This window comes from Weeksella sp. HMSC059D05 (assembly GCF_001809725.1).
In the GTDB taxonomy this organism is placed as follows: domain Bacteria; phylum Bacteroidota; class Bacteroidia; order Flavobacteriales; family Weeksellaceae; genus Weeksella; species Weeksella virosa.
The window spans coordinates 220,437-239,785 of the sequence record NZ_KV798546.1 but is presented as its reverse complement, the minus strand read 5'-3'; the positions used below and the strand labels follow the sequence as shown (position 1 = coordinate 239,785).

At 39.3% G+C, this 19,349-nt stretch carries 17 protein-coding genes; 10 read left to right on the top strand and 7 right to left on the bottom strand.

Annotated features, from left to right (window positions below):
- Positions 1-11: 11 nt before the first annotated feature.
- Positions 12-3,113: an HsdR family type I site-specific deoxyribonuclease gene (locus HMPREF2660_RS07865; RefSeq protein ID WP_070486520.1), complete on the top strand. Its 3,102-nt coding sequence runs from the start codon at positions 12-14 to the stop codon at positions 3,111-3,113.
- A 187-nt stretch (positions 3,114-3,300) separates the two neighbouring features.
- On the opposite strand, the gene HMPREF2660_RS07860 is transcribed toward HMPREF2660_RS07865, so the two are convergent.
- The 7 genes from HMPREF2660_RS07860 to HMPREF2660_RS07830 form a co-directional block, all read right to left on the bottom strand.
- Positions 3,301-4,899 carry a T9SS-dependent choice-of-anchor J family protein gene (locus HMPREF2660_RS07860; protein ID WP_070486518.1) on the bottom strand — a complete coding sequence of 533 codons (1,599 nt, stop codon included), beginning with the start codon at positions 4,897-4,899 and terminating at the stop codon, positions 3,301-3,303.
- Between the two features lie 239 nt (positions 4,900-5,138).
- Positions 5,139-6,383 carry a threonine ammonia-lyase IlvA gene (gene ilvA / locus HMPREF2660_RS07855; RefSeq protein WP_070486516.1) on the bottom strand — a complete coding sequence of 415 codons (1,245 nt, stop codon included), beginning with the start codon at positions 6,381-6,383 and terminating at the stop codon, positions 5,139-5,141.
- Positions 6,380-7,426 (bottom strand): ketol-acid reductoisomerase, encoded by a 1,047-nt coding sequence (gene ilvC / locus HMPREF2660_RS07850; protein ID WP_070486513.1) that lies wholly within the window; start codon positions 7,424-7,426, stop codon positions 6,380-6,382. The genes ilvA and ilvC overlap by 4 nt, the downstream gene beginning before the upstream one ends.
- 24 nt (positions 7,427-7,450) lie before the next feature.
- Positions 7,451-7,981 carry an acetolactate synthase small subunit gene (gene ilvN, locus HMPREF2660_RS07845; protein WP_115042182.1) on the bottom strand — a complete coding sequence of 177 codons (531 nt, stop codon included), beginning with the start codon at positions 7,979-7,981 and terminating at the stop codon, positions 7,451-7,453.
- 19 nt (positions 7,982-8,000) lie between these two features.
- Positions 8,001-9,731 carry a biosynthetic-type acetolactate synthase large subunit gene (gene ilvB, locus HMPREF2660_RS07840; RefSeq protein ID WP_070486509.1) on the bottom strand — a complete coding sequence of 577 codons (1,731 nt, stop codon included), beginning with the start codon at positions 9,729-9,731 and terminating at the stop codon, positions 8,001-8,003.
- Between the two features lie 3 nt (positions 9,732-9,734).
- Complete coding sequence (ilvD, locus tag HMPREF2660_RS07835) at positions 9,735-11,417, bottom strand: dihydroxy-acid dehydratase (RefSeq protein ID WP_070486507.1); 1,683 nt, start codon at positions 11,415-11,417, stop codon at positions 9,735-9,737.
- Complete coding sequence (locus HMPREF2660_RS07830) at positions 11,417-12,304, bottom strand: branched-chain amino acid transaminase (RefSeq protein ID WP_070486505.1); 888 nt, start codon at positions 12,302-12,304, stop codon at positions 11,417-11,419. The genes ilvD and HMPREF2660_RS07830 overlap by 1 nt, the downstream gene beginning before the upstream one ends.
- Positions 12,305-13,247: 943 nt before the next feature.
- On the opposite strand from HMPREF2660_RS07830, the gene HMPREF2660_RS07820 reads away from it, so the two are divergent.
- The 9 genes from HMPREF2660_RS07820 (at position 13,248) to HMPREF2660_RS07785 (ending at position 19,219) form a co-directional block, all read left to right on the top strand.
- Complete coding sequence (locus HMPREF2660_RS07820; protein WP_070486501.1) at positions 13,248-14,351, top strand: hypothetical protein; 1,104 nt, start codon at positions 13,248-13,250, stop codon at positions 14,349-14,351.
- Positions 14,352-14,371: 20 nt separating this feature from the next.
- Positions 14,372-14,503 (top strand): hypothetical protein, encoded by a 132-nt coding sequence (locus HMPREF2660_RS11145; RefSeq protein ID WP_255356438.1) that lies wholly within the window; start codon positions 14,372-14,374, stop codon positions 14,501-14,503.
- 84 nt (positions 14,504-14,587) lie between these two features.
- Positions 14,588-15,496 (top strand): hypothetical protein, encoded by a 909-nt coding sequence (locus tag HMPREF2660_RS07815; RefSeq protein ID WP_141743570.1) that lies wholly within the window; start codon positions 14,588-14,590, stop codon positions 15,494-15,496.
- A gap of 155 nt (positions 15,497-15,651) precedes the next feature.
- Positions 15,652-16,500 (top strand): YwqG family protein, encoded by an 849-nt coding sequence (locus tag HMPREF2660_RS07810; protein ID WP_083299093.1) that lies wholly within the window; start codon positions 15,652-15,654, stop codon positions 16,498-16,500.
- A gap of 92 nt (positions 16,501-16,592) precedes the next feature.
- Positions 16,593-17,114 carry a hypothetical protein gene (locus HMPREF2660_RS07805; protein WP_141743569.1) on the top strand — a complete coding sequence of 174 codons (522 nt, stop codon included), beginning with the start codon at positions 16,593-16,595 and terminating at the stop codon, positions 17,112-17,114.
- 71 nt (positions 17,115-17,185) lie between these two features.
- Positions 17,186-17,656 carry a competence protein ComJ gene (locus HMPREF2660_RS07800; protein WP_013597172.1) on the top strand — a complete coding sequence of 157 codons (471 nt, stop codon included), beginning with the start codon at positions 17,186-17,188 and terminating at the stop codon, positions 17,654-17,656.
- Positions 17,657-17,680: 24 nt separating this feature from the next.
- Positions 17,681-18,067 (top strand): hypothetical protein, encoded by a 387-nt coding sequence (locus tag HMPREF2660_RS07795; protein ID WP_070486498.1) that lies wholly within the window; start codon positions 17,681-17,683, stop codon positions 18,065-18,067.
- A gap of 38 nt (positions 18,068-18,105) precedes the next feature.
- Positions 18,106-18,531, top strand: a complete 426-nt coding sequence (locus HMPREF2660_RS07790) for an SMI1/KNR4 family protein (RefSeq protein ID WP_013597170.1) — start codon at positions 18,106-18,108, stop codon at positions 18,529-18,531.
- 13 nt (positions 18,532-18,544) lie between these two features.
- Positions 18,545-19,219 carry an Imm43 family immunity protein gene (locus tag HMPREF2660_RS07785; RefSeq protein WP_013597169.1) on the top strand — a complete coding sequence of 225 codons (675 nt, stop codon included), beginning with the start codon at positions 18,545-18,547 and terminating at the stop codon, positions 19,217-19,219.
- Positions 19,220-19,349 lie beyond the last annotated feature (130 nt).

Below are 19,349 nucleotides of genomic sequence, written 5' to 3'. Positions count from 1 at the left end.
CATTACCCATCATGTATAAATCCATCGCAGAAACCAACAATTTCATCGTACTCGAAAAATACACCAAACACGCTGCGGCGAACGAGGCTTCGGCAGGCTACCAGACTGAGGCAGCACTAGAAAAAGAATTTATCCAGGACCTGATCAACCAGGGCTATGAGAACCCCAAAAACCTCACGACACAAGAAGCCATGTTGGCCAATGTGCGGGTACAGCTGCAGACGCTGAACAATGTGGTATTCTCGAACGGAGAATGGACTCGCTTTGTAGAAGAATATCTGGATAAACCAAGCGATAAACAGGTAGAGAAAACCAGAAAAATCCACGACAATTATATCCACGATTTTGTTTTTGATGATGGCCATATCCAAAACATTTATTTGGTTGATAAAAAGAACATCACCCGAAATAAGGTACAGGTTATTTCTCAGTTTGAGCAGAAAGGCTCGCATGCCAATCGCTACGATGTCACCATTTTGGTAAACGGATTGCCCTTGGTTCAGGTAGAACTGAAAAAACGCGGAGTAGCCATCCGGGAAGCCTTTAACCAGGTTCACAGATATTCTAAAGAAAGCTTCAACAGTACTAATTCTCTCTTTAGATACGTACAGCTTTTTGTAATTTCCAACGGCACGGACACCCGCTACTTTGCCAACACCACCAAGCGCGATAAAAACAGTTTTGATTTTACCATGAATTGGGCACGGGCCGACAACTCGCTCATCAAAGATCTGAAAGATTTTACCGCGACATTTTTAGAAAAAAGAGTATTGCTGAATGTGTTATTCACCTATTCGGTTTTTGATACCAGCGATACACTTCTCATCATGCGGCCGTATCAGATTGCAGCCACCGAAAGAATCTTGTGGAAAATAGAAAGTTCTTACCAGGCCAAAAATTGGTCGAAACCCGAAAGTGGCGGCTATATTTGGCACACCACAGGTTCGGGTAAAACGCTCACCAGTTTCAAGGCGGCGCGTTTAGCCACGCAGTTGGATTTTATAGATAAAGTATTCTTTGTCGTAGACCGCAAAGATTTGGATTATCAAACCATGAAAGAATACCAGCGGTTTTCGCCCGACAGTGTGAACGGTTCTAACAGTACCGTAGGTTTAAAGCGAAATATCGAAAAAGACGACAACAAAATTATTGTCACCACCATACAAAAACTAAACAACCTGATGAAAATCGAGGGCGATTTGCCGATCTATCAGAAGCAAGTAGTTTTCATTTTCGACGAATGCCATCGTTCGCAGTTTGGGGAGGCGCAAAAGAAATTAAAAAAGAAATTTAAAAAATACTATCAATTTGGTTTCACCGGAACACCCATTTTCCCACAAAATGCCTTGGGTGCTGAAACGACTGCCAGTGTTTTCGGTCGCGAGTTGCATTCCTATGTGATTACAGATGCCATTAAAGACGAAAAGGTTCTGAAGTTTAAAGTAGATTATAACGATGTCCGCCCACAGTTTAAAAATATAGAGCAGGAACAGGATGAGAAAAAACTAAGCGCAGCAGAAAACAAAAGAGCTTTGCTTCATCCCAAACGCATCACCGAGATTTCGCAGTACATTTTAAACAATTTCAGAATAAAAACGCACAGGACACAAGGCAACAACAAGGGCTTCAATGCCATGTTTGCCGTGAGCAGTGTAGATGCCGCCAAGCTTTATTATGAGGAGCTGAACAAGCTGCAGAAAGAGAGCGACAAACCCATAAAAATAGCGACCATCTTTTCTTTTGCAGCCAACGAAGAGCAAAGTTCTATTGGTGAAATTGTTGACGAAACTTTCGAGCCCTCGGCAATGGATGTTACTGCCAAAGAATTCCTGACCAAAGCCATCAGCGATTATAATACCCTGTTCGGAACAAGTTATGGTGTTGACAGTAATGAGTTTCAGAATTATTATCGAGACCTTGCCAAGCGGGTAAAAAATAAGGAGGTGGACCTGCTTATTGTTGTCGGAATGTTCCTGACGGGTTTTGATGCGCCAACACTCAATACATTGTTTGTCGACAAGAATTTGCGTTATCACGGTTTGATACAAGCCTTTTCACGAACCAACCGAATTTATGATGCTACGAAGACCTTTGGAAACATTGTTACATTTAGAGATTTGGAGCAAGCGACGATTGATGCCATCACGCTGTTTGGGGATAGCAATACTAAAAATGTCGTTCTAGAAAAGAGTTATCAAGAATACTTGGAAGGTTTTACAGACATCATCACCGGCGAAGCGCGCAGAGGTTACGTCGAGGTTGTGAAAGAGTTGAATGAGAAATTCCCTAACCCGGACGAAATCGTTAAAGAGGCAGACAAGAAGGAGTTTGTAAAACTGTTTGGTGAGTATTTGAGAGTAGAAAATATACTCCAAAACTACGATGAATTTAGCCATTTGAAAGCCTTGCAGCAAATAGACATCCACAATCCGCAGGCGGTAGAGGTTTTTAAAAAAGAACATTTTCTCACAGATGAGGACATTGCTGCAATGCACAATATAGAATTCCTCACAGAAAGAGCAGCTCAGGATTACCGTTCGGTCTACAACGATATTCGGGATTGGTTAAGACGGGAAAAAAGTGGCAAAGAGGCAGAAGAATCCACTATCGATTGGGACGATGTGGTTTTTGAAGTAGACTTACTAAAATCGCAGGAAATAAATCTAGATTATATCCTCGAATTGATTTTTGAGCACAACAAAAAAACCAAAGACAAAGCTGCCTTAATAGAAGAAATACGCAGGGTGATTCGTGCAAGCGTTGGGAATAGAGCCAAAGAGAGTTTGGTCGTTGATTTCATTAACGAGACCGACCTAGACGCGATCCAAGATAAGGCACATGTAATCGATTCGTTTTTTGTCTTTGCGCAAAGTAAGCAGAAAGCCGAAGCCACAGAGTTGATTGCAGATGAAAATCTAAATGAAGAAGCCGCGAAACGTTACATATTAAATTCCTTGAAGCGGGAATATGCCAGCGAAAACGGAACAGAGCTCAATGCGCTTTTACCGAAAATGAGCCCTCTGAATCCTCAGTATTTGACCAAGAAACAAAGTGTATTTGAAAAGATTGTTGCGTTTGTTGAGAAGTTTAAAGGCGTGGGAGGAGAATTGTAAATTATGACCAAAAGACCCAAGAAAAGATTGGTTGTAACATGAAGAAAGAATAATCTAGATGGATAGTACAAACCTACCGTACAGATTTTTATATTGTTTTTAATTACAACTTTTTTAGGGATAGAAATAAGAAAAAACAAACCTCGATCATTTGTTTGAGCGAGGTTTGTAATAAATAATTTGGTTTCTATTTTTTAATAATTTTCAATGTTTTCATTTCTTTTTCCATTTCAACATTTACAGTATACACTCCAGGCAGAAGCTGCGACACGTTCACTTGGTTTTTGGTAGCATTCAGTTTTTTGCTCATCATCAGTTTGCCAGTAGCATCGTATACAGTGAGGCGTTTAATTTTCGAATCAGCTTGTAGATGTAGAATATCTTGAACTGGATTAGGGTAGAATGTTACGTTCGATTTATTATGATCTTGCGTATCAAGTGATCCTACACTAACCGTATATTCTTCGGCTTGCCCAAAACTTCCCCCAACACAAGGATTAAGTAAATTAGCTAGACCAAAATTCTTTTTCACACGCATCCTTGTAAGTCCTTTTTTGGCATCTGCGGGGATTGCCAATACTTGGGTAATTTCTTTGTCATCCACCCCAGTCGATCCGACAAGTTTTTCTGTCATCTCATAGGTTTCTCCCTCGTCATCGAAGTTGCCATTTTGATTCCAGTCTATAAATACCACAAAAGAACTCTCCCAAGCACCGTTTGTATTCCCTTTTAAAGTGATCGTTTCTTCGGTGCCAGGCTCTACATTCGCTATTTTGTCTAAGAAAAGTTCGTGTGCTGGTGAGTTATTCAGGGCAGCATCGCTAACATTGGTCATGCCTCCGAAGCTTACGCTACTAATGGGCTCTACATTAAAAGTAAAATTTAGTGGGCCACAATAAGGAGCAACCTCTGTTTCTACTGTAGTGAACGAGAATGCCGAACAGTTTTCAGCAGAGCCACTTGCATTTTTCGGTACTGCTTTCCAGTAGTAAGTAGTTCCACCATGGGTTAGTCCGTTTACCTTTACAGAGGTTTCTGTTGTGGTTCCGATATACGTGGTTGGGTTTGGATTAGTATCGATAAAAAAGTCGTATTCATCTACATTACCATCTTCTGGTGCAGACCAGCTGAAGTTTACGCCCGAAAGAAATTCGACATTGGATTCACCATCCAAAGGAAGGTTTAGGGTAGCACAATTGGGTAAGTCGGCCGGTGTGTAATCATCTACTTTTATATTATCTACAAGTAAAATAAATTTATCTGTGCTATTGTTTACGAATGCTACTCTAACTGTTTTCCCGATATAAGCAGAAAGGTTAGCAAATCTGCTTTTCCATACCGATTTTTCTGCTGGCGTAGAATATAATTCAACGGTGAAATCGGATACTGAATTTCCTCCATTGGGTGCAAGCATTACTTTATAACCATCCGAAAAATTAGGATCAGCAGCTTTTGCGTCCCATAGTAGAAAAGGAGAATTGCCAGAAACCGTTATTTGTGGCGAGATAAGCCAATCGTTTGCCGTACCTTTTGGTGAATAATACGATGTACTTGCAGCAGCATGATTATTATCTGGTCCACCATAGTTTGGTGTGGGTCCACCACGATCGACTCTTACCCACCCGATAATTTCACTTACCGGTGTAGCAGGAGTAAGACCATCTACATCCACTACGGTCCAGGCACTAAAACCAGGTCCGTTACCGTCAAAGTCTTCTTGGAAAACTTGGGCAGTCCCGACTATTGGTAAAGCTATAAAAAATGCTTTTATTAGTTGTTTTTTCATTATAATATTATTTAATCTGTAATTTGTTGTTTGATGATGAATAGTTTAGATGTTGATACTTGTTTTTTGTTTTGGATATTGCTAAATGATTGTTATGTCTGTTGGTCTATCTACTATTTTAATCTATAATATTCCAAATGAATGATATGGAGTTTGGTGCAATAGAATTTTATTCTTTGTTTTGGTTAAGTGTCTGATTTTGATTTATTTATGTAAGTTAACTTTAAGTGTAGTTTTATTTACAAAATCAAATGCGTAAACAACTCTTTCTGCTCATTGAGATGCTGATAATTGATTTTTTTAGTTTTCATTTTTTGTTCCATATGATCTAAATCAAATCTGTTTTTTAGTTCTACGCCCACCACTGCCGGACCTTCCTCCCGGTTGTTTTTTTTGGTAAACTGAAAATAAGTGATGTCGTCATTCTCGCCTAAAACTTCGTTTACAAATTCTTTTAATGCACCTGGTCGTTGTGGAAAGTTGATGATGAAATAATGCTTCAATCCTTCAAACATCAAGGATCGCTCTTTTATTTCTTCCATTCTTGTAATGTCATTGTTGCTGCCACTAACAATGCACACCACATTTTTACCTTTGATTTGGTCTTTATACGAATCCAAGGCTGCAATACTCAATGCACCAGCTGGTTCTACAACAATGGCTTCTTCGTTATATAATTGTAAAATTGTTGTGCAAACTTTCCCTTCAGGCACTAAGACGATGTCATTTAACGAATGTTGGCAGATTTCAAATGTTTTGTCGCCCACCCGTTTTACGGCAGCTCCATCTACAAATTTATCAATGTCGGTGAGTGCAGTATTTTTACCGTTTTCCAAAGATGTTTTCATAGAAGCAGCACCTTGTGGTTCTATACCGATAAGGTTAGTTTCAGGACTCAATTGTTTAAAAACCGAAACGACCCCTGCTGCCAAACCGCCACCTCCAATTGGGAAGAATAAAAAATCGATTTTGTTTTTTGTATCCTCCATAATTTCCAGTCCCACAGTTCCCTGTCCGGCCATCACCCATTCATCATCAAACGGATGCACAAAAACCGCTTTATTTTCTTTACTGAAAAGCAGCGCTTCGTTGTAGGCATCGTCAAAAGTATCGCCTTTCAAGACTACTTCCACATTTTCTTTTCCAAAGAGTTTTACCTGCTTTATTTTTTGTGCAGGTGTAGTGATGGGCATAAAAATGACGGTTTGTATGTTGAGTTTCCGACAGGCAAAAGCCACTCCCTGAGCGTGATTACCCGCACTGGCACATACCACGCCTGATTTTCTGTCGGTTTCGGAAAGCGAACTGATTTTATGATATGCCCCACGTAATTTATAAGAACGCACGGGCTGCAAATCTTCCCGTTTCAAATAAACCTGAGCATCAAATCGCTCGCTCAGGTTTTCGTTTTTTACCAAAGGCGTATGAACCGATACACCCTTGAGATTTTCCGCTGCCTGCTGTATTTTTGTCAAATCTATCATTTGGTTTGAGGTCTTAATTTTCGAACTTGCATGCCGGTTTGCCACAGCTCACTTTGTTGTAATTCTTCGAGTTCTGCATTGAGTTTTTCCCTGTAATCCGGCTGGCTGTTGGCTTCGATTACGGTGGCTGCTTCTTTGCCGGAGAGTACATTATCGTACAATTCATTGAAAACAGGAGTGGTGGCATCTCTAAATTTATCTTTCCAATCCAATGCGCCCCGTTGTGCGGTGGTACTGCAATTGGCGAACATCCAATCCATTCCGTTTTCGGCTACCAAAGGCATTAAACTTTGGGTCAGTTCTTCTACGGTTTCGTTGAAGGCTTCACTTGGCGAATGTCCTCGCTGACGAAGCACATTATATTGAGCCTCAAAAACACCTGCGATAGCTCCCATCAAAACGCCTCGTTCGCCAGTCAAATCGCTGTATACTTCTTTTTGAAATGTAGTTTCGAACAAATAGCCCGATCCAATAGCAATGCCTAATGCCAAGGCTTTCTCTTCGGCTTTTCCTGTAGCATCCTGATAAACAGCATAACTCGAATTTAGTCCCTGTCCTTTTAAAAACAATGTGCGTAACGAGGTTCCAGAACCTTTGGGAGCTACCAAAAATACATCGACATCTTTGGGCGGAACGATGCCTGTTTTTTCGTAAAATGTTACGCCAAAACCGTGTGAAAAATACAATGACTTACCGGCAGTTAAATGTCTTTTCATCGTTTCCCACGCTTGAATTTGCCCGGCGTCTGATAATAAATTCATCAGCAAAGTGCCTTTTTCGCAGGCGGTTTCTACATCAAAAAGGGTTTCATTTTCTACCCAACCATCCGCCAATGCTTTGTCCCAACTTTTTGTTCCTTTTCGTTGACCTACAATTACATTGACACCGTTATCTTTTAGATTCAGAGCTTGTCCAGGACCCTGTACGCCGTAACCGATTACGGCTACGGTTTCGTTTTTTAATATTTCTTTTGCTTTTTCCAGTGAAAATTCTTCTCGGGTTACGACATTTTCCAGTACGCCACCAAAATTTAATTGTGCCATTTTTTTATTCTGTTTATTGTTTTATTAATTGTTTTCTAATTCTTTCAAATATGCGCTTAGTTCTTTCATCGGTTTGGTAACTGCGACTCTACCAGAGCGGGCAAATTCTAAAATTCCGAAGGGTTTCAGTTTTTCAAACAAAACCTGTGTTTCTGCTTTGTGCCCTGTTTTTTCGATGACGATAAAATCGGGATCGACGGTGAGGATTTTAGCGCTGTTTTCTCTCACGACCTGCTCCACATTGCTGGATTTAAGTTCAGTTGTTTTGATTTTATATAAAGCAATTTCCTGATGCACCACTTCATCATCTTCGTGTACAAAGGCTTTCAGCACATCCACTAATTTTTCGATCTGTCCAATAACTTTATCGATTTGTTCACGGGTTGTTCGTAGAACAATGGTGTACCGATGTACATTTTTTATTTCTGTTTCCGACGCGGTGATGCTGTCGATGTTCAAGTGCCTCCTCGTGAAAATGATGGTGATGCGGTTGAGCATTCCGATGGTGTTTTCCGTAAAGATGGATACGGTGAATGGGCGTTCTAATGATTCCATTTTGTTCATTTTTTTTAATTTATTGTAACCGAATTTCAGCAACCGAAGCTCCAGTGGGAACCATCGGGAAAACATTGTCTTCTTTGGCTACTTTCACTTCCAGCAGAAAGGCATTTTCTGTGTTTAAAAGCTCGTCTAAAGCATGGCTTAAATCTTCCTGTTTTTCCACTTTTACTCCTTTGATGCTGTAAGAAGCCGCCAAGGCTACAAAATCCGGACTTTGAATATTGGTGAAGGAATATCTTTTCTCGAAGAACATTTGTTGCCACTGCCGCACCATTCCCAGATATTCATTATTTAGAATGATAATTTTTACGCCGATATTGTTCTGCATGATGGTTCCTAATTCCTGCAAAGTCATCTGGAAACCGCCATCGCCGATGATGGCTATTACCTGTTTTTCTGGGTTGGCCAATTTTGCTCCGACAGCGGCCGGAAGTGCAAAACCCATTGTTCCCAATCCGCCCGAAGTAACATTGCTTTTGGTCTGATTGTATTCGTAAAACTGTGCTGCCATCATTTGATGTTGGCCCACATCGGTTACGATGACGGCATTGCCATTGGTTTTTTGAGAAAGTAAACCGATGACCAAATCCATTCTTAACTGGTCAGCAAAATCTTTATTTCTGTTTTTAGACAACACCTGCAGTTCATTTTCTTTTGCGTGATGAAATTCATCCAACCAACGTTGATGATTTTGCTCTTCTACCAGATCGGTTAAAAACGCTAAAGCTTCTTTAGCATCGGCTAAAACGGGTGCATCTGCTTTGATGATTTTATTAATTTCGGCAGCGTCAATGTCTATGTGAACCACTTTTGCTTGTTTTGCATAACGAGAAACATCGCCCGTCACACGATCGTCAAACCGCATTCCGACTGCTAAAAGCACATCGCACTCATTGGATTTTACATTAGGTGCGTAATTCCCATGCATGCCAACCATACCCACAAATTGGGGGTGATTTGCGGGGAAAGCACCCAATCCCAAAAGCGTGGAAGCCACCGGAACGCCAGTTTTTTCGGCAAAAGCCCGTAATTCTTCTTCCGCATTGGAAAGCATAATCCCCTGACCGACAATCATCAACGGTTTTTTTGCTCCATTCAAAAGCTTGCTTGCAGCTTGCACTTGATCCAGATTCAGTTTGGGTTTCGGTTGGAAACTTCTAACCGCTGTACATTTTTCGTAAGAGAAATCCAGCATTTCAAACTGAGCATCTTTGGTAATGTCCACCAAAACAGGTCCCGGACGGCCAGACGAGGCAATATAAAATGCTTTAGCTAAGGTAGGAGCGATATCTTCTGCTTTGGTTACCTGGCAATTCCATTTGGTTACCGGCATTGAAATTCCCATCACATCAGTTTCCTGAAAAGCATCCGTTCCCAAAAGGTGAGAAGCCACTTGTCCGGTGATGCAAACCAAGGGCGTCGAATCGATCAATGCATCGGCTAAACCTGTGATTAAATTGGTAGCACCCGGCCCTGAAGTTGCGAATACAACGCCTGTTTTTCCGGAAGTTCGGGCATATCCCTGCGCCGCATGAATAGCACCTTGTTCGTGTCTTGTCAGCACGTGGTTTATTTCTTCAAGATGATCAAACAGGGCATCGTAGATGGGCATAATTGCACCACCTGGATAACCAAATATTGTTTTTACCCCTTCGGCTTTCAGACTTTGTATCACCGCTTCTGCACCAGTGGATTGCAACCGCACCGAAGTTTGTTTGGGAGTTTCTAATTCTATTGTTTTCATTTTCTAATTTTTTTTATCGGTTACACAGCCTAAAGAAGCGCTTGAAACACATTGTGCGTATTTAAACAGAACACCTTTATCAGCTTTTAAGGGCGGTTGTTTCCAGGCCGCTCTTCGTTTTTCCAATTCCTGTTCAGATACTTTTAAGTTGATCGTATTGTTTTTAGCGTCAATGGCAATCAAATCGCCATCTTTTACCAAAGCAATCGTTCCGCCTACAAAAGCTTCGGGTGTAATGTGTCCTACCACAAAACCATGGGTGCCGCCTGAAAATCTGCCATCGGTAATTAATGCTACCGAACTGCCTAATCCAGCGCCAATAATCGATGAAGTCGGCTTAAGCATTTCGGGCATTCCTGGTCCGCCTTTTGGTCCGCAGTAACGGATGACTACCACATTGCCGGGTTTCACTGCTCCGTTTTTCACGCCATCAATCACGGCATATTCATCGTCAAACACTTTGGCAGTTCCCTCAAAATAATTACCTTCTTTACCGCTTATTTTAGCTACACTTCCTTCGGTAGCCAGATTTCCGTAGAGCATTTGCAGATGTCCGTTTGCTTTTACCGGATTTTCTAAGGGAAGAAATACTTGCTGACCTTCGGTTAAATCCTGCACCGATTCTAAATTTTCGGAAATGGTTTTTCCGGTGACCGTTAAGCAATCGCCGTGTAGTAAATGATGTTTCAATAAATACTTCATCACGGCAGGAACTCCTCCTACCTCGTGCAAGTCTTCCATCAGGTATTTTCCGCTCGGTTTCAAATCTGCCAATACCGGAACTCGGTTGCTAACCTTTTGGAAATCATCCAAAGTCAGTTCTATATCCACTGAATTTGCCATAGCGATCAAGTGCATCACCGCATTGGTAGAACCGCCCAAAACGGTGACCATCGTCATAGCGTTTTCGAAGGCTTTTCGGGTCATGATGTCTTTGGGTTTGATGTCTTTTTCCAACAAGGTCTGAATGGCTTTTCCAGTATCGAAACATTCGGTTTTTTTATTGTTGCTCAGTGCTGGATTGGAAGAACTGTACGGCAAACTCATTCCTAAAGCTTCAATCGCGGAAGCCATCGTGTTTGCGGTATACATCCCACCGCACGCGCCCGCTCCGGGACAAGCGTTTTTGATTACTCCTTTATAGTCTTCATCAGAAATTGTGTTGCTAAATTTTTTACCCAAGGCCTCGAAAGCCGAAACGATATTGAGCGGTTCGCCTTTCCATTTTCCGGAATGGATGGTTCCGCCATACACCATGATGGCAGGACGGTTTAATCTTCCCATAGCGATAATTGATCCGGGCATATTTTTGTCGCATCCCACAACTGCCAAAACCGCATCGTACCACTGTGCACTCACCACGGTTTCTATGGAATCTGCAATGATATCTCTGGAAATCAAAGAGAAGCGCATTCCATCGGTTCCGTTGGATATACCGTCACTTACGCCAATGGTATTGAATATCAAACCCACTAAATTTTCCTGCTGTACACCGGCTTTTACTTCTTTCGCCAGATCATTGAGATGCATATTGCAGGGATTTCCTTCGTAACCCATACTCACAATTCCCACTTGGGGTTTTTGCAAATCTTCTTCTGTTAATCCTAAAGCATAAAGCATGGCTTGTGCAGCAGGTTGGGTTTCATCCTGCGTGATGGTTCTGCTGTATTTGTTGAGTGATTTCATTAGTTAAAATGGTTTTGTTTTAATGGATCTCTTACCAAAAGTGAATAGGCATTTTGAAGTTTTTTACCCAAGGAATCGTTCCAGTTTGTAGGAAATTGATAATCATCTACCGCTGCGATACCCACCACTTCGGCAGCTGTTCCGCAGTAAAATGCGCTGTCGGCTTGGAACAAATCTTCTTTGGTGAATTTTCCCTGTTCTACCTCCAGACCTAATTCTTCTGCTAATTCCAAAACCGTAGATCTGGTGATTCCCGGAAGGATATTTCCCAGTTGGGGCGTGAATAATTTTCCGTCTTTCTCAAAAAATAAATTCGCTCCCGGACCTTCGGCCAGGAAACCATCGCTGTCCAACAACAAGGCTTCATCAAATCCTTTCTCTTTTGCTTCGTTGGTTGCCAGGATAGAATTGACATAATGACCGCAGACTTTGGCTTCGATATGGATGGATTTTGGATGCGGTCGGCAATAAGAAGAAACCGTTAACCGCAGTAATTTTTCGCCTAAATAAGCTCCCCAATCCCAGGCAGCAATCATCACCGAAACGCTGGTAGGTTTTGATAAGCTCATATTTTGTCCGCAATACACCAATGGTCGGATATAGGCATTTTTTAAGTTGTTTTTTTCCAGCAATGCGTAGGTGGCCTCTACCAATTCCTGCACGGTATAGTTGAAAGGAATTTTCACCAGTTCGCATGATTTTTTTAGGCGTTCGTAATGTTCTTCGGCTTTGAAAACTTTGGTTCCCTGTTCTGTTTCATACGAACGGATGCCTTCAAAAGCGCCGTAACCATAATGAAGGGTTTGACTGTATAAATCGGTTGTGGAATTGTTGGCTTTTACAAATTTTCCGTCTAAATAAAGCACTGTTTCGTTGTTGAAATACATGTTTGTTTTTGTTTTTTATTGAATTGTTATTTGATTTTCTGGGCATAAAAAAAGCCTTTCCCGAAAGTGAGAAAGGCTTACAATTTGACATACAGCAGCATTCCTCACGGTGGCGAGTTGATAATAATAATGCTGATAATAATATTGTTGGTATATAGGTTCATTTTGTTCTTTTTTTTAATTGTTTGTGCATAAAAAAAAGCCTCCTGATTTCTCGGGAGGCTTCTTAGAATATATCTTTTAGATTTGTTCAAAATTATTCCTTCCCGGACTGTGAAATCACACCAGTAATAATAATAGAAGAAATAATAATTGAGTTGTACATTTTCTTTGCTTTGCGTTGCAAACATAAAAAGTATTTTTTTGATGACCAAATTTTTTTACTTAGTTATTTCGAAATACAGGTTTTCATTGTAAGGAGATTTGTGATATTATATTGAAAATAAACTGTTTATAGGGTGAGTTGTATCAATTTTTGTCAATTTTTATAAAATAAATATTATTAAAGATCGTTATTTTTATACAATAGGTTTCTTATCAATTATTTGTTTTAAATAGAAATCTAGCGAAGACTTATTTACACAGTCTGACATTACAGTCTGTTTATGAAAAAAAATATCTAACATTAAAATTCTACTTGTTTTTTTATATTTTCTAGAATTTCGACTCCTATCGCTTTTTGTTTTTCAAATGCGCATTCGAGAGAAAAATACTGTCAGATGCAAGAATTAATATCCAATTAACATGAGGAGGTGATTTTATTTTTAAATTGTGACAGAAAAACAATCCTTTTACATGAAATTTCGAAAACTTCATGTACGAAAAGAAGCTATTCGCAGATCGATTTTCATAAAACAGAAAAAACAAATTGTCTATTTTAAAATAGATCAATTTCTAAACATAAAGTATCATCGCGCGTATCAAATAAAATCAACTTAATATCATGAAAACTTTCTTTAGACTTTTTGGAGACTTTTGGGTGTTTGTATTCCCGCTGTTCTTTATAGATATCCCTCCATTTATAGAAACTTCTCCGATCATGGCAATGGTTTATTTTGTTATAGGAGTAGTGGGTTGGTTGGTGTTTATTGGCATCCGTTTTTGGAAAAGCATCATTGTGCCGCGGAAAATGGCAGGGAAAGTAGAAAACATGAGACGGGACGGGAAAAAAGTTGAGGCGAAAATTCTTGAAAAGAAAGTTATTAGCATACAAGGAGATTCGACAGACGAAGAGCTGGAATTTCTCGAAGAGTTTAATGACAAATTTTCTACAAAAGTATCTAACGGAGATCAAGTTCTACATCTTGTCTTTGAGTTTGAAAACCATGTTGGAACAAAAATGACTGGCTCGCTCGAGTTAGTCGACAGCAAACCCAACCAAAAGAGATTTGAGAAAGGAAACTATTTGTCATTGGTCTTGCCCGTCGATAGTAATGCCGATGTTCCCTACTACTTTGCCGATGGAGAAATCGTAATGAAAACTCCTATTTCTACTTATTTATTCATTGCGTTTTGCTTGTTGTACTGTGTGGTTAGTTTTGTTATAGAATATCATCTATACAGCAATGGAAGAGGATTACGATTTTTGCACATATTCTTTCCTTGGGTAGTATCACCGTATGTAGGGATTTTTGTTTATAAAACGTTCGATTCTGTATTTTCGGGTAGAATTTTCGAACGATTAAACAGTAAAACCCAAAACAAACTGTTGCTCTACGGCAAAAAGGCCATCGGAGATGTTACAGAAATATCGCAAACGGGTGTGTACATCAACGAGCAACCACAAATGAAGTTTAATGTAATCTATACAGACGAACGTGGACAAACGCACCAAGCTTCTTTCAAACAAATTGTAATGCTGAATGACCTCCATAAAACCCAAACAGGAAAATGGGAATTGTTGTATCTCCTGGATGAACCTAAGGTTATCGAACTTCTAAACCCTATTTCCAATAAAGAAAACACCATCAATCTCGACGATTTTTCGAAAGAAGAACTGGCGGAATTGTTGAATGAAATTATCAGTAAAAGGAAGAATAAGGAATAAAAACCATATCAAGGAAAGTTATGCTAAAAAATGAAATAGAATTAGCGGAAAAATACCAACGCTTTATAAAAAAAGTGGTCAAAGACAACGAAGTTTATGTCTTGTTCGGAGACGCCGGTGCGAGCGTCCCGCTGGTTGCTGTTGGCATTTAAAAGACACGAACAAGATGCTCGTGCCGGCGGAGGAGCAAGTGTTTCAGTATAAAAAACTAGTCATGCTATTCAAAAAGGATGTGAGTGATGAATTATCAGCCTATACTTTATAGTCATTTTCTCTTTCATAATTGGTATGAAAAAATATTTTATATTTTTTCATCCGGCACAACAGACGATTATTATATTCCTAAAAATAGGATTCAAGGTTATGCACTTTTGGAAAATATCCCAAATGAAAGTGTTTTTCCTAAGATTACTGCGTTATCAGTAGAGTGTGCGGAGTATGACGCTATTGAAAAACTTCCTGATTGGATATACCAGTTAGAAAATCTTGAAGCCCTATCAATTCCATGCAGTATGCTGAAAGATGAAAAATTCATAAACTCTGGGGTGTTTCATCAATTAAAAACCTTGGTTATAAACAGGTTGTTAGGGCTTGAGAATCCCAAAATATTATTAGATGGTGGCCGTTTGGGAAATATTTTAAATTTATTTATCAATTTTCCTACATGTGAAATAATAAATACCTCTGCAATGAAAAAAATCAAGTCATTTTCTATGGATTTAGAAGATAACAACATTTTTGATTTGAGTGCTATTGAATTTTTAGGCCACCTTGATTTCTTAAAACTTCAAAATATTCCTGCAAAAGTGACTTTATCCAACCTTTCTGATATTAACTTAAAGGGGTTGGTAATAATCAATTCATTAAATAAGAAACAAAATCTATTGTTATTGATTAATAAGCATAAGTTAAAACATTTGCTCTTAAACAATTGTTTATCAACTTTAGATTTGAAGGATATAGACGACTCTTGTGAGTTAGAAGAGTTGATTATTCAAAACTGTAAGAAAGTTACGGGATATGAAAATATATCTCAGATAAAAACCTTAAAATATTTGGAATTTTTGAATTGCAAACCTGTTATGACTATAGAGGAAAAAAATAAATTATTGGAAATGAATTTGAATTTTTTTAAAAGTGTTTAATTGGGAGAGGACGCAATAACCCCGCCGGTGCGAGTGTTCCACTGGTTGCCATTGATATGAAAAATTTTACAAATAAACTCAGCTATCAAAAGCAATACTATGAATCCGTTAGAAATCATTAAAAACTTTATAAAATCCTAAAAAAAAATAATTCAATGAATAAACTAAAAGAGCAGTTTCAAAAATACGGTTTCACTGAAGTATTCGAGGTGCTGGCACCCCAAGCCCGGGCCGCCATTCACATGCTTCCGGGAGAAGTGCAAAGCGATGAACAAACCATAAAAACCGGAGCTTCCAAATTAGGCGGTTGTCCGGATTTGCCCAAAGGGCAGCCTTGGTTAACCAATGAGGAAACGGGAGACCCGATGAGTTTTTTTGCACAAATTAATTTGGCTGAAATTCATCCTTTTGATGCCGGGCATGAACTTCCATCCAGCGGAATGCTTTATTTCTTTTACGATGTCAAATATTTTTCATGGGGATTTGATCCGAAGAACAAGGTCGGCAGCCGCGTATTTTTTTATGAAGGTCCGCAGGAGGCTCTGGAGCGGGTGCCAACCCCGGAAGGAGCCACAGAATATAGAGCTTCATCGCTATCGTTCAAAACCGTTGAGGAAGTTCCCGAAATTTCAAGTCATTTAGCAAATGCAGATATTACGGAAGAGCAGGAAGATGATTATTTAGATTTGCTGGATGAGATGTCCAGCGGCGAAGCGATACACAAATTGTTGGGGCACTCCAATAACATCCAAAACGGTATGGAACTGATGTGCGAATTGGTTCATCATGGCATCTACTGCGGAACTTCTGCGGCATATCGCGACCCAAAAATTAATCAATACCGCGAGCAGGTATCTCGCTGGAAGCTGCTCTGCCAAATTAATACGAGCAACGACCACGGAATCGCTCTTGGCGACGAAGCCTGCCTCTATTTCTGGATAACCGAGGAGGATTTGAAAAACAGACATTTCGAGCGGGCTTGGCAAGTATTACAAAGTTATTAATCATCATTTTAAAACCAACTCGCAAAAAAATTGATTTAGAGATTTTTCACCACCAAATTCATTTAAAAGTGAAATAATAAGCAATCAAAATTATGATCATACTTGAAATTTTAGCCACAATCATAGCCATGGCGTTTAAAAGCATAATTGGTGTTCCTTTGTTACTAATTTTAATCTTTTTTCTACCTTATTATTTTATTATTTCTTCGTCCTTCATGAAGAAAATCGCTGCTAAGTCAGGTGCAAGAAATAAAAAAGAACGAAAGAAATTTTTGGATAAATTCTGGAGTGTTGGAGGGATAGTCTATTTTTTACTTATAATAAGCATTTCAATCGTTTTCCGCACAGGCGGTAGGGTGGAACAATCTATTGCCAACCAATTCGGTACAGAAGCTAAAGCATTGATGTATGAAAAATCGAACTCGGGTATAATCTTAAATTACAGACCGGCCTACAGATGCCATTTTGTATTTCCGTTGCCCGATGGAACGTACGCAAAAGCCTCTATGCTTGATATCGATATGAATAGACTGATTACCAGTGGAGAACGTGTTACCATTAAGTATCTGCCTTATTCGATGAAAATTTATCCTGTAATTAGTATAGTTAGATAAAGTAAAACGTGGTCAATAAAATAATAAAATTCAACTTATTAAAGGATACAAAAGATTAAAAAGGAAAAATTATGAACTCACAGCAAATTGATTTAGAAATTTCTCACCATCAAATTCATTTAAGAAGCGGAGATTTTAACCCCAAAAACGAACAATGGAGCAAAGAGGATATTATACAGGGTGCAATTTTGACAGCATCGCATGTAACATTCGACCCCATTGTTGATGGCGATTTTGCAGCAATGGTAACGGTAAGTTTTCAACACGAATTTACGGCATCCAAAGACGCGTTGAGAATTATCAAATTTCCTTTTACGGTGGTCGGAGATTTGGTGCTTTCATCGGTGCCGGCAGAGCACACCTTATTGGTTTCGCCAGAAGAAGGAACTTATACGGGATATTTTGAAATCTGCGAATCCGAAGAGGTTTCGGAGGTGTATTATCAATTTACCTTTGTCTCTTTTGGTGGCGAAAAAGAAGCCCGTTTTGTGATGGATGACAATTTCGGAGGCAAAAAAGACGAATTATTAATAGTACAATAAATTTTGAATACTAATAAGGAAAATATGATCAGCATTGAAAACGATCGTCTTGATGGTTTTATTTTAGGGCAAAGTAAAGAGGAAATAGAGCAACAAAAATTTGATGCATCTCTATACCGTTTGGAGTTTGAAGAGCAAAACGGTCGTCAGGTTTTAATAACCGTGTCGGTTCGTGATATTCCAAACTTCAAACTCAACGGAAACGAAATCAACTTCAACAATTTAGAGGAGTTCTTAAAGGAAGAAAATCCGCTGGTGGATGATTATATTCTTGTACTCACTAAATACAGATTAACATTGATACCGGATTTTAAAGAGAAGTTATTTGCAGAAGTTTTAATATACGATGAAAGCGTAAAAGACCTTTATGAAGAATCGTATGATGATTATTATTTGAATCTTAAGGAATGACGAGTAAATAAAATTTTCACCCTTAAAAACAGGAAAACATGGCATTTCCATTAGACGAAAAATTCATTACCGACACAGAAAACGAACTCAATGTTTTGTTTCCCAACGAGTTCAAAACCAAAATGATACAAGAAAACGGTGGAGAAGTATTTACCGAAGACGACAATTGGCAACTTTATCCGTTTTTCGATCAATCGGATAAGAAGAGAATCAGTCGCACCTGCAACCATATCGGGCTCGAAACCAAACAAGCAAGAGAATGGATAAACTTCCCAGACGATGCCGTTGCCATTGCAGGAAACGGTTGTGGAGACCACTTGGTACTGCTCACTACAGACGGAGGCAAGAAACTTGGCGAAGAAATTTTTATCTGGCATCACGAGACCGGTGAAGTTGAAAAGACCGCCGAAACCATCACTGAACTTCTCGATGATGGTTTTGAGGATGAAGATTTTTATTTTTAAGAAAGGATAGGGTATGCAAGAAGCAGCAAAAAAACAATTATTGAAATCACCGGACAGTGAAAAAGAATTGCTGATTTGGGGAATCCCCATTGAAAAAGTAGATGAAATGGCAGCACTGGGAATTCCGCTTGCTGCATCGGGAGACATTGGTATTTCGGAGGTTTTTAATCCGAAGAAGACACATCCTGATTTCGTATTTCCGTGGGTTGGGGCCACACCTGTAAAAGATGTTGCAGCAATGCCCGAAGAGGTGGTGATCTGTTTGAAAAAGGTCAAAGGCGTTCACTTCGACCTCCTTGTATACAATAACTTTTTCATCGTATCCGAGAAACTCTACGAATATATGGTAATTAATGGATTCAACTACGAAAACGGCAAAAGCATCGCACATATATTGGATACAAAAGGGAAAAAACTAACAGAAGAAAAGTTTTATTTGCTTAGGTTTTATTGGTGGGAAATTACAACCGAAGAGGTTGGTATATTTACGAGTGAGGATGAGAGTTCTCATCCCAGAGCTATCACGCATTCATCCAAAAATTTTCTAATGACAACACAGCTCGGCTATGAGAATGAATTATTTGTAAATAAGCAACTGAAGGAGGATATTGAAGCAAAATTTAAAAATCCCACCCTGTACACCATGAAAGAATGGGAAGAATTAAATAAGGAAGATTGGGAGTTTTAATGATTTCCTCCCGCTCGTAACTGTTTCGTAGAAATTACCCATACAGCAATAACATCGAACACAGAAAAATCAAAAACGCTATAAAGAATTTTTAAAAAAGTAAAACATGAAACGAAATATTGCTATTGTA